Origin of the sequence: Desulfovibrio porci (genome assembly GCF_009696265.1) — a bacterium.
GTDB classification, from domain to species: Bacteria; Desulfobacterota; Desulfovibrionia; order Desulfovibrionales; family Desulfovibrionaceae; genus Desulfovibrio; species Desulfovibrio porci.
The window spans coordinates 430,448-442,486 of the sequence record NZ_VUMH01000001.1 but is presented as its reverse complement, the minus strand read 5'-3'; the positions used below and the strand labels follow the sequence as shown (position 1 = coordinate 442,486).

The 12,039-nt window shown below is 62.7% G+C and carries 14 protein-coding genes; 7 read left to right on the top strand and 7 right to left on the bottom strand.

The window, feature by feature from the left end; genetic code table 11:
• Positions 1-204 precede the first annotated feature (204 nt).
• The 7 genes from FYJ44_RS01965 (at position 205) to FYJ44_RS01935 (ending at position 7,110) form a co-directional block, all read left to right on the top strand.
• A protein-coding gene (locus FYJ44_RS01965; protein ID WP_154508630.1) for an IS5 family transposase occupies positions 205-971 on the top strand; the annotation gives its coding sequence in 2 pieces (ribosomal slippage) (positions 205-565 and positions 565-971; 768 coding nt in all).
• Positions 972-1,106: 135 nt separating this feature from the next.
• Positions 1,107-2,057, top strand: coding sequence for a tripartite tricarboxylate transporter substrate binding protein (locus FYJ44_RS01960; protein ID WP_288956702.1), 951 nt, complete (start codon positions 1,107-1,109; stop codon positions 2,055-2,057).
• Positions 2,058-2,084: 27 nt separating this feature from the next.
• Positions 2,085-2,561: a tripartite tricarboxylate transporter TctB family protein gene (locus FYJ44_RS01955; RefSeq protein WP_154508627.1), complete on the top strand. Its 477-nt coding sequence runs from the start codon at positions 2,085-2,087 to the stop codon at positions 2,559-2,561.
• Positions 2,562-2,646: 85 nt separating this feature from the next.
• Positions 2,647-4,146, top strand: coding sequence for a tripartite tricarboxylate transporter permease (locus FYJ44_RS01950; protein WP_154508625.1), 1,500 nt, complete (start codon positions 2,647-2,649; stop codon positions 4,144-4,146).
• Positions 4,147-4,188: 42 nt separating this feature from the next.
• Positions 4,189-5,961: an adenylyl-sulfate reductase subunit alpha gene (locus tag FYJ44_RS01945; RefSeq protein ID WP_154508624.1), complete on the top strand. Its 1,773-nt coding sequence runs from the start codon at positions 4,189-4,191 to the stop codon at positions 5,959-5,961.
• 25 nt (positions 5,962-5,986) lie between these two features.
• A complete protein-coding gene (locus FYJ44_RS01940) occupies positions 5,987-6,313 on the top strand; it encodes a 4Fe-4S binding protein (protein ID WP_154508623.1) in 327 nt (108 codons plus the stop codon).
• Positions 6,314-6,378: 65 nt separating this feature from the next.
• Positions 6,379-7,110 carry a Crp/Fnr family transcriptional regulator gene (locus FYJ44_RS01935; protein WP_154508621.1) on the top strand — a complete coding sequence of 244 codons (732 nt, stop codon included), beginning with the start codon at positions 6,379-6,381 and terminating at the stop codon, positions 7,108-7,110.
• A gap of 22 nt (positions 7,111-7,132) precedes the next feature.
• On the opposite strand, the gene FYJ44_RS01930 is transcribed toward FYJ44_RS01935, so the two are convergent.
• From FYJ44_RS01930 to tatB, 7 genes are all read right to left on the bottom strand, one after another.
• Complete coding sequence (locus tag FYJ44_RS01930) at positions 7,133-7,471, bottom strand: SMR family transporter (protein WP_154508619.1); 339 nt, start codon at positions 7,469-7,471, stop codon at positions 7,133-7,135.
• The gene (locus FYJ44_RS01925; protein WP_154508617.1) at positions 7,471-7,914 is read right to left on the bottom strand and encodes a DMT family transporter; all 444 of its coding nucleotides are present in this window, start codon (positions 7,912-7,914) and stop codon (positions 7,471-7,473) included. Before FYJ44_RS01925 ends, FYJ44_RS01930 begins: the two co-directional genes overlap by 1 nt.
• 299 nt (positions 7,915-8,213) lie before the next feature.
• Entirely contained in the window at positions 8,214-8,963 is a 750-nt protein-coding gene (gene hisA / locus FYJ44_RS01920) for a 1-(5-phosphoribosyl)-5-[(5-phosphoribosylamino)methylideneamino]imidazole-4-carboxamide isomerase (RefSeq protein WP_154508615.1), read from the bottom strand.
• Entirely contained in the window at positions 8,960-9,616 is a 657-nt protein-coding gene (locus FYJ44_RS01915) for a hypothetical protein (RefSeq protein WP_154508613.1), read from the bottom strand. The genes hisA and FYJ44_RS01915 overlap by 4 nt, the downstream gene beginning before the upstream one ends.
• The gene (gene hisB, locus FYJ44_RS01910; RefSeq protein ID WP_154508611.1) at positions 9,617-10,216 is read right to left on the bottom strand and encodes an imidazoleglycerol-phosphate dehydratase HisB; all 600 of its coding nucleotides are present in this window, start codon (positions 10,214-10,216) and stop codon (positions 9,617-9,619) included.
• On the bottom strand, positions 10,213-11,010 hold the full coding sequence (tatC, locus tag FYJ44_RS15100; protein WP_154508668.1) for a twin-arginine translocase subunit TatC: 798 nt from the start codon (positions 11,008-11,010) through the stop codon (positions 10,213-10,215). The genes hisB and tatC overlap by 4 nt, the downstream gene beginning before the upstream one ends.
• Before the next feature lie 500 nt (positions 11,011-11,510).
• Positions 11,511-12,035 carry a Sec-independent protein translocase protein TatB gene (gene tatB / locus FYJ44_RS01900; RefSeq protein WP_154508609.1) on the bottom strand — a complete coding sequence of 175 codons (525 nt, stop codon included), beginning with the start codon at positions 12,033-12,035 and terminating at the stop codon, positions 11,511-11,513.
• Positions 12,036-12,039 lie beyond the last annotated feature (4 nt).

Below are 12,039 nucleotides of genomic sequence, written 5' to 3'. Positions count from 1 at the left end.
ACAGGATAAACGCCATGTAAAAAGCCTCCTCTGAAACGCTCAAGGCGTAACGGGGAGGCTTTTGCCAGGGTCGCACAAGCGCCATTTTTTCTTTTGGTGCGAGAGGGGGGACTTGAACCCCCATACCGTAGGTGCTGGATTCTAGATAGTGTCTACATGAGATTTGTGTTATGAGAAGCGCATCAATTCAGCAAGAATGTGCTTATGACGAATCCTCAACGCCGCCATGACATCTCAGATGCAGCATGGGCCTTATTGGAACCGCATCTGCCTGGGCAAAGTGGGCAATGGGGAGGCATCGCAAAGGATAATCGCCTCTTCATCAATGCCGTATTCTGGATATTGCGTACTGGCGCGCCGTGGCGAGATTTGCCGCCGGAATATGGTAAATGGGGAACTGTTCACCAACGCTTTATTCGGTGGCGAGACAAGCGAATATGGGAAAAACTCCTTGAAGTGTTGATTGATGATCCGGATTTTGAATGGTTGATGATTGATGCCAGTCATTGCAAAGTCCACCCCCACGCGGCGGGAGCCAAGGGGGGCAACCAAGGCATGGGCCGCACAAAAGGGGGTTCAACAGCAAAATACACCTGGCCGTGGATGCGCATGGTATGCCGGTCAGAGTTGCTGTTACAGCGGGTACCACAGCGGATTGCACACAAGCCATAGCCTTGATTGACGGCATTGCCGCTCAATTCTTGTTAGCGGATCGTGGATATGACAGTAATGGGATTATAGATAAAGCCATTGAGACTAGTTGCGAAATTGTCATTCCGCCCAAAAAGAATCGCAAGGCACAGCGTTACTACGACAAGGCGCTCTATCGTGTGCGGCACTTGGTTGAAAATGCTATTCTCCACCTTAAATGCTGGCGCTGCATCGCCACCAGATACGCAAAGATGCTCACTTCGTTTAAGGCTGCCGTACAAATCCGCTGTATAGCGATATGGTTAAAGGTTTTAACTTAAACTCGTGTAGACACTATCTAGAGAAAATATTCACGATTTATCATCCGGCTGATAGAACGCCGCGCATTGTCAGGACATACTCTGCGTGAAGGTGCTCACCATAACCTGTTCCCGAAAATGAAAAGGAGTATCACCGTGAAAAAGATACTGTTGCTGACGGTTCTCTGCGTCTGCGTCGCGTTTCCGGCCTTGGCCGGAAACTGGCCCGAGCGCCCGGTGAAGATGCTGACCATGGTCAATCCCGGCGCGCAGATCGACCTGCTTACCCGTTCCCTGGCCGAGGCCCTCAAGGAGGGGCTGGGGCAGCCGGTGCTGGTCACCAACATGCCCGGCGGTTCCCACGGCAGCGTCATGGCTACTGAACTGGCTACGGCCAAAGCCGACGGCTATACCCTCGGCGTGGCGGCCACGGCGGCGTTCACCTATTCGCCGTATTTCGCGCACACCAGATACACGGTGGACGACTTCACCTATCTGAGTCTTCTGGGTCTGAACCAGAGCGGCATTGTCTGTAAGCCGGACCGTCCGTGGACAACGCTGAAAGAGGCTTTCGCCTGGGCCGGAAAGGAGGGCAAGGGCCTGACCTACATGTTCCAGGGCTCGGACGACCGCGACGCCATGAGCCGCATCGCGGCCAGGGAAGGCGTCAAGCTTTCCCTCATGCCCAGCACGGGCGGGCCTTCGGTCATTTCAGCCGTCATGGGCGGTCATGCGGACCTGGGGCATGTGGGGGCCATCCTGTTTGACTACGTGCAGGGGGGCAAGCTCAAGCTGCTGGCGGCTTCCACGCCGGTGCGCCTGACGCCCCTGCCCGAGGTGCCTACCCTGCGTGAACAGGGCTGGGATGAGGCCGTGGAAATGTACATCGTGCTTGTGGGGCCCAAAAATCTGCCCGCGGATGTGCGGGAACGCCTGAATGCGGCGGTGGCCGCCCTGAAGAACAACCAGGGATTTCAGACCTTCATCCACGAAAAACTGCGCATGGGCCCGGTGGAGTTCGGTCCGGAACACGCTGTGGACTACATGAAGCGCACCGCCGCGCGCAATGCGGCCCAGGCCAAAGAAACGGCCGGAGCCGGAAAGTAGGGCGCCTTCACCGTTAAGGAGAGTTCCATGACCAACGCGCAAAGGGAAAATTACGGCTACGGCGGCATGGCTGTGGCGAGCCTGGTTCTGCTGCTCTGGCTTATTCCCTCCTATTCCCCCGAATACCCCGGCTACGGCGTGCCCGCCACACTGGTGCCCAATCTGGCGGCCGGCTTCATCCTGCTGCTGGCCCTGCTGGGGCTGGCGCGCAACATGCTGAAAGCCCGGCGTCTCCGCCGGTCCGGCGAAGCCGCCGGGGCGGGCGCGGCCCCGGCGGCGGGGGGCGTGGCCTGGGGGCATCTGCTGCGCTTCATGCTGCCCTGCGCTCTGCTCATGCCCGCCATGTCCCGTTTGGGTTTTATTCCTTCGGGGGTGGCCTTCATGCTGTTGATCCAGTGGTTCTGCGGCCAGCGCAAGCCCGTGGTTATGGCGCTGACGGCCCTTGTGCCGGTGCTGACGGTCTGGGCGCTGATGCGTTTCGGCTTGGGCGTGCCCATGCCGTAGGGCTTGTTTCATCTTACAACGCCATATTCTCGATTGACGGCAAAAATCCGGCTGCACAGCGCCAGTCTCAACAAGCGGAGAACATATGTTCGACATGATCCTCGCGGGCCTCACGGACGCCCTGCAACTGGCCAATCTGCTCTTTGTGCTCCTGGGCGTGGTCACGGGCATGATCGCCGGGGCCATACCCGGCGTCAACGGTCCCATGGCCATAGCCCTGTGCATCCCCCTGTCCTATTACATGTCGCCCGTGGCGGCCATCGGCTTTCTGGTGGGGTTGAACAAGGGCGCATTCTTCGGCGGAGCCATCTCCGGCGTGCTGCTGAACACGCCGGGCACGCCCGAATCCGCCGCCACCACGTGGGACGGCTATCCCCTGGCCGTCAAGGGCAAGGGCGAAAAGGCCCTGCGCATGGCCTTGTACGCTTCGGTGACCGGCGACGCCTTTTCCACCGTGGTGCTCATCCTGGTGGCCGCGCCCCTGGCCACGGTGGCCCTGTACATGGGGCCGCCGGAAATCTTCGCCCTGATCTGCATGGCCATGACCATCATCGCCGGACTGGGGACCAGATCCCTGTTGCGCGGCCTTATGGCGGCGGCCCTGGGCGTGCTCATCGGTTGTATCGGCATTGAGCCGGTTTCGGCCCTGCCGCGTCTGACCCTGGACATCACCCAACTGGAGCGGGGCATCTCCCTGATTCCCATCGGCATCGGCATGCTGGCTTTTTCGGAAATCATCATCCAACTGGAGGAAAAGCTCCGGAGCAGCCGGGGACAGAGCGCCATGAGCTTTTCCTCCCGCCCCGAAGACCGCTTTGTGAGCCTGAAGGAATATCTGGCCTGCGCGCGCACTCTGATCCGTTCCTCGGTGGCGGGCACGGTGGTGGGAGCCCTGCCGGGCCTGGGTGCGCCGGTGGCTTCCTTTTTCGCCTATGATCAGGCGGTGAAGCATTCCGACAGGCCGGAAAGCTTCGGCAAAGGCAATCTGGAAGGCATCGCCGCCTCGGAGTCGGCCAACAGCGCCGTGGTGGCCGCCAGCCTCATTCCCCTGTTCACTCTGGGCATTCCCGGCAATGTGGCGGCGGCCCTGCTCATCGGGGCCTTCGTCATCCACGGCATGATTCCCGGCCCGCTCATGTTCGAGCAGAACGCCCAGTTCATCTATTCCATCTACGGCAGTCTGATCGTGGCCAATCTCTTTCTGCTGGCTGTGGGCCGTCTGGGTCTGCGGGCTTTCTGCAAGGTTGTGCAGGTGCCGTCGGCGGTGCTTTATCCCATCATTATCTTCACCTGCATCATGGGCGCGTATCTGGCGCAGTATGCGACCTTCGACGTGACCCTCATGCTGGTTTTCGCCGTGCTGGCCTACTTCATGCGCAAGTTCGACTATTCCTTCATCTGCCTGATCATCGGTTTTATTCTGGCGCCCATCTGGGAAACCTCCCTGCAACAGGTGATCATCGCCTCGGAGCAGGACCCGTACATGATCCTCGGCCGTCCGGTGGCCCTGGCCCTGCTGGCCCTTTCCGCCTGGGTGGTGGTCCGTGCGGCGCGCAAGGGACGCGGCGGCCGCAACGCGGCATGAGAAAACGGACGCGCAATCGTTCAACGCTTACGGAGAAGCATCATGGCTAATATCAGCGCGCCGCGCACGCGGCGCTTCGAGCCCCGGTCCGTGGAAGACGTGGAAGTCAAGGTGGTGGAATGCGACCTGCTCGTGGTGGGCGGGGGCAATGCGGGCTGCTTTGTGGCCGTGGAAGCCGCCCGGCTGGACCCTTCCCTCAAGGTGGTCGTCATGGAAAAGGCCGAAATCATGCGTTCCGGCGCGTGTTCGGCGGGAATGGACGCCATCAACACCTATATTCCCCAGGGTAAAACGCCCGAGGATCTGGTGCGCTGGAGCCGGGCCCAGGTGGGCGGCGGCCCCCTGCGTGAGGATCTGGCCCTGTCCAACGCCAGGGAGCTCAATGCGTGCGTGGAGGAACTGGAGCGCTGGGGTCTGCCCATTCTGCGGGACGAGCAGGGCAACGTGCGCTATCGCGGCCAGTGGGACATCTCCATCCACGGCGAGCAGCTCAAGCCGATCATGGCTGAAAAGGCCATTGAAAGCGGGGCCGACGTTTACAACCGCGTGGCCGGCACAAGCCTTATCATGCATGAGGGCCGTTGCGTGGGGGCTACGGGCCTGGGCGTGCGCGACGGCTGCTTTTATGTGTTCCGGGCCAGGGCCACGGTCATGGCCACGGGCGGCGCGGGCACGCTGTACAAATCCTACACGGCCGATTCCACGGACAGCGGCGCGCAGATCTGGATGTGCCCCTATTGCGTGGGCACGGGCTACGCCATGGGTTTCAGGCAGGGTGCGGAACTGACCAGCCTGGAACAGCGCTGGGTGGCCACCCGCACCAAGGATTTCTGCGGCCCGGTGGACACCATCTCGGTGGGCTACGGCGCGCCCATCATCAATGCCAGGGGCGAAAAGGTCATGAGCCGCTATGAGGCGCTGGGCGGCGACGCCGCGCCGCGTTACATCCGCGCCAACGCGCCCATGGAGGAATGGCTGGCCGGACGCGGCCCCTGTTATTGCGACACCACCCATCTGAGCCCGGAAAAAACCAAAGCCATGCTGGAGGACTATCTCAACGAGCGGCCTTCCTTCGTGCTTTTTCTGGCCAGCCGGGGGCAGAATCCCGACCGGGAACCCATTGAGATCTACGGCTCCGATCCCTATATCCTGGGAGGGCACACCGGCGGCGGCTTCTGGGTGGACATGGAGCGCATGACCACCATCCCCGGCCTGTTCGCCGCCGGGGAAACCGCCGGAGGCAATCCAAACAAGTTTGTGGGCGGCTGCTGCGCCGAGGGCAAGCTGGCGGCGCGCGGGGCCGTGGCCTATCTGCGCGGCGCGGCTCTGCCGCCCCTGGACAGGGAGGATTTGCGCGCGGAGATGGAACGCGTTTACGCCCCTCTGCTGCGGCGCGGGGAAGAGGGCGTGCGCCCGGTGGAAATGAAGGAGCGCCTGCAGCGTCTTATGGACGAATATGCGGGCGGGGTCAGTCAGTTCTACCGCACCAATGAGGAGCGCCTGGATTACGCCCTGCGCCACATCGCCATGTTACGCTCGCAGTTTCAGTACCTGCGCGCCGGGGACCCGCACGAACTCATGCAGGCGCTGGAGAGCATGGACCGGGTGGATGTGGCCGAGGCCGTGGTGCATCACCTCAAGGCCCGCAAGGAAACGCGCTGGGCGGGATGGCAGACGCGTTCCGACTACCCCGAGCGCGATGACGAGCATTTCGACTGCTTCATCGAGTCGCGGCGCGATCCGCGCAACGGCGAGATAACGGTCTTCACCCGGCCCTATGAACAACTTATTCCCGGCGACCGGCACACGGCCTGAACGGACGCCGCAAGCGAGGTTTACCATGCCGCCGAAAGTTGATACCCATAAATGCACCGGCTGCGCGGGGCGCGAGGAATCCTTCTGCGAGAGGGCCTGCCCCGGCGATCTCATGGCTGTTTCGTCCGAAAACGGCAAGGCTTACTGCCGCGCCGCCTCCGAATGCTGGGACTGCATGTCCTGCGTCAAGGCCTGTCCCGCAGGCGCGCTGGAAACGAAAATTCCCTATCAGCTCGGCTACTTCAAGGCGACGTTGCGTCCCATCATGGGCAAAAACGTCATCACCTGGAAGTGCCGCGACATTTACGGCAATGAGGCCGTCTACAGATATGTGAATCGCATCGTCCGCTGACGAGGCGCGGCCCGAAGCGCTCCGTCCGTCAGTCAGTCGCCGGGTGGAGCGCTTCGGGAGCCTGTATGGACAATCTCTGGTATCTGCACGGCGAGGATTTTTTCGCCGGGCTGGAAGAAGAAAAGCGCCTCTTTCTGCAAAAGGCGGTGCACCGGCGCTTTCAGAAAAACGACATCGTCTTTTTTGAGGGCGATCCCGGCGACGCCTGTTTTTACATCGCCTCGGGTCTGGTGCGCATTTTCAGCATCCATGATTCGGGCAAGGAGCCCGTGTTCTTTCTGCGGCGCGCGGGCGAACTCTTCGGCATTTCCGAAGTGCTGGGCGGCTATCCGCGCAAGGCCAACGCCCAGGCCATCGCCCCGTCGGAAATCCACGCCGTGCGCGGGCAGGATTTCGACGCCCTGCTGGCCGCGCACTATCCTCTGGCCCGCCGGGTCATCTCCCTTCTGGGCAGCCGCATCCGTCATCTGGGCGACAGCATCCGCAATCTGGTCGTTTGCAGCGTGGAAGGGCGGCTGATCAAGCTGCTTATCGCCCTGGTCTATGATCTGCTTCCCGATGCCGAAGCCTGGCGGCGGCCCGTCACCGTGCCCTTGCGCATTTCGCAGGAACAGCTGGCCTCCATGGCCGGAACCACCCAGCCCACGGTGAGCGACTTGCTGCAAAAGCTGCAAAAAGAGGGGCAGATCCGCGTGGAACGGCGGCGGATAACCCTGCTGCATCCCCTGCGGCTGCTGTCCGGCGTGGACGGCATGACCGAAGCGCTCTCCACGGGGAAGGCGCTTCGGCGGGGCTGAATGGCCCCGGGGCTTTTGGCGCTCAGCCCAGATGCAACAGCAGCATGCCAGCGATAAGCAGGCCCATGCCCGCGAAGGCGCAGGGCCTGAGGCGCTGGCTGAAGAAAAGCCAGCCGCCCAGCGAGGTGCCCAGAATGCCGAAACTGCCCCACATGGCATAGGCCACAGCCAGATCCATGTTTTGCACGGCCAGGGAAAGGCAGTAAAAGGCCAGACCTACCAGGGCCAGAGCCGTAATGCCGATCCAGCGGCGGCGGAAGCCCTGGGAACGGGCCAACAGCAGATTGGCCAGAATATCCAGTAGAGCGGCCAGCACGACCAGCAGCACGGAGACATTGAAAAAGGCGGTCAGAGCGTGCATCACGGCCTCCTCGCGGCGCGCGCGCCGTCAGCCGCGTCCTGGGGCGAAATGTGGCTTTGCCCGGCGTCGCGCGGGCGCGGCTTCGGGCTTTCGCCGTGGCCCGTGCCGTGGTGCACCAGCAGTGCTCCGGCCAGCACGCAGATCAGGCCCAAAACACGTTTGAGGGTCAGGCTTTCGTCCAGGATCAGCACGCTGGACAGGGTGATCAGAGTCAGGCCCAGCCCTTCCCAGAAGGCGAAGGCCACGCCCACGGGCAGGCCGGTGGTGGACAGGGCCAGAAGATAATAGGAAAGGCCGATGGCCAGCCACATCAGCATCAGGCCCAGCAGGGCGGCATGGGCGAAGGTCCAGCCCTGGGCCAGCTTCATGACCGTGGTGCCGCCCACTTCCAGAATGATGGCTCCCAACAGACAATACCAGTGAAACGGTTTTGTGGTCAGCATGGATACTCCCCGCAAAAAAAAGAATGTGATACGGCCGCCGTGATGCGGCGGCTTCTCCGGACAATGGACGGCGGGGAGAGGCTTAGAGCAGGGAGCGCCAGTAACGCTCTTCGGGAAAGCCGCAGTACAGGCGGCGGATGGGAAGACGGGCGGTGTACATGTCCAAAGTATAAGCGCGGGGCAGCTTGTTGGCAAGACGGCTGTCCCGCGCTGTTTGTGCATGCGGAAAAGAAGCCCCGCCACAATGCGCGGCGGGGCGGGAAACTCTCTGCGGAGTGGACACGAGATGCGGGCGGCTGTCAGGCTTTTTCCGTCTTCTCCTGCGCGTCGATCCAGGCGTTGGCTTCTTCCAGATTCAAGGTGCCCTCGTACAGGGCGCGCCCGCTGATGGCCCCGGCCAGATTGCCGGAGCGGCTGAGCGGATAGAGTTTCTGCACGTCCTCCAGCGTGGCCACGCCGCCGGCGGCGATGACCGGCACGCGGGCGCTGTGGGCCAGATGCCCCAGGGCGGCCAGGTTGACGCCGCTCTGCATGCCGTCGCGTTCAATGTCCGTATAAATGATGAAGGCCGCGCCGTCGTCCTGAAGCCGGGGCAGCACGTCGTCCACGCTCAGGCCGGTGTCCGCCACCCAGCCCCGGCTTTTGAGACGCCCGGCCTCGGCGTCCAGAGAGACGCCGATTTGGCCGGGGAAAGCGCGGCAGAGGCGGGCGAACAGTTCCGGCTGCTCCAGGGCCAGGGTGCCGATGATCAGGCGGCTCACCCCGGCCTCCAGATAGGCGCGGGCTGTGGCTTCGTCGCGGATGCCGCCGCCCAGCTGTACGGGAATGCTGATCTCCCGGCAGATGCGCCGCACAATGGCCCGGCTCTGGGCCGCGCCGTCAAATGCGCCGTCCAGATCCACCACATGCAGCCAGCGCGCGCCCCGCGCCTGCCAACTGCGGGCCGCTTCGGCCGGGTCCTCGGCGAAAACCGTGGATTCCTGGGCGCGGCCCTGCTTGAGGCGCACGGCCTTGCCGTTCTGAATGTCGACTGCCGGGAAGATGATCATAAGCCCAGATCCTTGACCGCCTTGCGCATGCCGTCCACGGTGAGGTCCTCGGCTGTGACCCAGGTGCCCCTGCGCTTGAAGAACGAACCCACTGTGAGCAGGTTTTCCGTCAGACCCACCTGTTTTTCCTCAAAGATGGAACGGTTCATCAGCGTGCCGTCGTCCACCTTGAGCAGAAAGAATTCCACGCGCACATGGGCCGACTGGGTGACGCCCGCCTTGGAACCCTCGCGCTGATGCCAGTCCAGCACCTGGGGGATCAGCAGAAGCTGGGCGCCCTGTTTCTTGCCGTAGGCCTCCCAGAGGGGCAGGGCCTGCGGCTGCTCGGAACTGTGAAACTCCGTCAGGTCCGGCGGCAGATTCTGACGGACGATAAAATTATACTGGCGTTTGGTGTCCGTCAGCAGCACTTCGCGCAGTTTCATGTCCAGAGTGGGCAGCATATCGCCGGGAATGCGCCCCTGATCCTCGGGAATACGGCCCACAATGAGCTGGCTGGCATTGGTGGGCTGCGTGAAGGGAGCCACGGAAATCTTGAAGCTGGAGGAAATGGGCCGGGGCACCTCGGCTGTGCTGCGGGGGCGGCGGGCGCAGGAAACGGCCAGAGCCAGACAAAGGACGATCAATAAGAGTATATGCAGGCGAGTACGCATTTAATCAAGGCATCCCTTGGTGCTTCTGATGGTTGTGCCCTGAATCCGCACGGCCTGGCGCAAGGCCAGACCCAGCCCCTTGGCTGCCGATTCCAGCAGGTGGTGGCCGTTTTTGCCGTACAGAAAGGCAATGTGCAGATTGCAGCGGGCGCTGCTGGCCAGGGCTTTGTAAAATTCGCGCCAGAGGTCTTTTTCCTCTCCGGCCATGACCGGCGGCAGCAATTCGTCGCCGCGCCATTCCAGCCAGGGACGGCCCGAAAGATCCACGGTTACTTCACTGAGGGCTTCGTCCATGGGCACGCGGCCATAGCCCACGCGGGCAATGCCCGTTCTGTCGCCCAGAGCTTCCAGCAGGGCGCTGCCCAGAGTCAGGCCCACGTCCTCCACGCTGTGGTGGGCGTCCACCTCCAGATCCCCCTCACAGGAGAGTTGCAGATCCATACCCGCCCAGAACATGGTCAGGGTCAGCATGTGGTCCAGCAGGCCGAAGCCGGTCCGGATCCGGGTATCGCCTTCGCCGTCCAGGTTCAGGCGCAGGCTGATGCGGGTTTCAGCGCTGTGTCGTTCCTGCGCTGCTTCACGCGGGGCGTTCGCGTTCATGCTTCCTCCGCGGGTTTGTCTTTGGCGTCGTCTTCGGTTTTTTCCGTGTTGTCGCCCTCAGCGTTTTCAGGCGTTTCGGATTCGGGCGCCGCCTTTTTGCGGCCGAAAGCGGCCGCCACCAGAATGCTGATCTCATAGAGCAGGAGCATGGGGCAGGCCATCAGCAGCTGCGACACCACGTCCGGCGGCGTCAGAATGGCCGCGACGATGAAGATGCCCAGAATGGCGTAGCGCCGCGTCTTGCGCATCAGGGTGGCGGTGATCAGCCCCATGCGCGCCAGGAAAAGGGCGAAGAGCGGCATTTCGAAAATCAGGCCGAAGGCCAGGATCAGCTTGAGCACAAAATTCAGGTAGTCGCTGATCTTGGGCATGACCACGATTTCGCTTGTGGAGAAGCTCACGAAGAAGCTGAAAGCGTAGGGAAAAACCACAAAATAACAGAATGCGCCGCCGGTCACGAAAAATATGGCCGACAATATGGCCACCGGAATGATGTAGCGTTTTTCCTCATCGTAGAGGCCGGGCGCGATAAAGGACCAGACCTGGTAGAAGACGACCGGGCTGGCCACAAAGACGCCCGCCACGAAGGCGATATACATGCGGGTGAAGAAACCTTCGGGCAAAGTGGTGTATTGGGCGTGCGAACCGGGAGGCAGAACTGCGAGCAGCGGGTTCACCAGAGCGTTGAAAATGGGGTCCACCACGGACCAGCAGAGCAGAAAACCCAGGCCCACGGCAATGCAGCAGCGCACCAGACGCACACGCAGTTCGCTCAGGTGGTCCATAAGACCCATGGGCTTGCCGGCGCTCTCGTCGTCTTCCGCGCCTTCCGCAGGAACCGGGCTGTCCTCCGGCCTGGGGGCGGGAGGTTCGGCGGCTGCGCCTGCGGGAGGGGACGGGGGCAGCGGCGGCGCGCCTGCCCCGTTTTCATCCGTATGGGCCAGTTCGGCGGCCAGGCGGGCAGCCACGTCCGGCTCCACGGGCGGAACGCCGCTTGCGGAAGCCTCCGGCGCGGCGTCGGGCCGCCATTCCGGTCCGGAAAACATGGAACTTTCAAAAGCGGCGAAGTCGGCGGCGTTTGCGTTATCCGCGACATTCGCATCGTCGGACCCTTCCGGCTCACCAGACTCGGCGGGCTTCCCGGATTCGGCTATTTCCGTCGTTTCGGGCGCGCGTATGCCTGCCGGATCGCTGCCGGGCAGGGCATCGGCTCCAGCCTTGTCAGACGTGGCGTCGGCGGGCGCGGCATCCTCTACTGGCGTAGCCGGGGAAAGCAGCTTGTCTTCCGGCCCGCTCATGCCTTGCCACCGTTCTCTGCGGCCGGGGCGGCTTCCCCGTTTTGTTGCGCAACGGCTTCGGCTTCAGCCCTAGTTTTGGCCAGGGCCGCGGCCAGAGGGCTGTCCGCCGGAGAAGACGCGGACGGCCCGGAAGACGCCGGGGAAGCAGCGGCTTCGGCCGCCGCTTCAGGCCGGGGTGCGGCAGTGGAGGGCGCGGCGTCAGCCACGGGCGTTTCCGGGGTCGGAGCGGGCTCTGTGGCGGCCGTTTCGCCGGACGCGGAACGTTCAAGTCTGTCGGCCTTAGCGGCCTCGGCTTCAGCCGCGACTTTGGCGGCTTTTTCCGCAGCTTTCTTGCGGCGCGCCTCTTCCTCTTCCTGCGCGGCCTCGGCATTAAGAGTGCGCTGGAAATCCGTGGAAACGCGCCGGAATTCGCCCATGGCCTTGCCCAGGGAGCGCGAGATCGTGGCGAGGCTTTTGGGCCCCAGCACAACCAGCGCCACCACCAGGATGACCAGGAGTTCCGTACTGCCTATGCCAAACATAGAG

Excerpts from the sequence above, each read along its gene's own strand:
- FYJ44_RS01955 (WP_154508627.1), top strand. The coding sequence starts at position 2,085 with ATGACCAACGCGCAAAGGGAAAATTACGGCTACGGCGGCATGGCTGTG.
- FYJ44_RS01950 (WP_154508625.1), top strand. The coding sequence starts at position 2,647 with ATGTTCGACATGATCCTCGCGGGCCTCACGGACGCCCTGCAACTGGCC.
- FYJ44_RS01945 (WP_154508624.1), top strand. The coding sequence starts at position 4,189 with ATGGCTAATATCAGCGCGCCGCGCACGCGGCGCTTCGAGCCCCGGTCC.
- FYJ44_RS01940 (WP_154508623.1), top strand. The coding sequence starts at position 5,987 with ATGCCGCCGAAAGTTGATACCCATAAATGCACCGGCTGCGCGGGGCGC.
- FYJ44_RS01935 (WP_154508621.1), top strand. The coding sequence starts at position 6,379 with ATGGACAATCTCTGGTATCTGCACGGCGAGGATTTTTTCGCCGGGCTG.
- FYJ44_RS01930 (WP_154508619.1), bottom strand. The coding sequence starts at position 7,471 with ATGCACGCTCTGACCGCCTTTTTCAATGTCTCCGTGCTGCTGGTCGTG.
- FYJ44_RS01925 (WP_154508617.1), bottom strand. The coding sequence starts at position 7,914 with ATGCTGACCACAAAACCGTTTCACTGGTATTGTCTGTTGGGAGCCATC.
- hisA (WP_154508615.1), bottom strand. The coding sequence starts at position 8,963 with ATGATCATCTTCCCGGCAGTCGACATTCAGAACGGCAAGGCCGTGCGC.
- FYJ44_RS01915 (WP_154508613.1), bottom strand. The coding sequence starts at position 9,616 with ATGCGTACTCGCCTGCATATACTCTTATTGATCGTCCTTTGTCTGGCT.
- hisB (WP_154508611.1), bottom strand. The coding sequence starts at position 10,216 with ATGAACGCGAACGCCCCGCGTGAAGCAGCGCAGGAACGACACAGCGCT.
- tatC (WP_154508668.1), bottom strand. The coding sequence starts at position 11,010 with ATGGGTCTTATGGACCACCTGAGCGAACTGCGTGTGCGTCTGGTGCGC.
- tatB (WP_154508609.1), bottom strand. The coding sequence starts at position 12,035 with ATGTTTGGCATAGGCAGTACGGAACTCCTGGTCATCCTGGTGGTGGCG.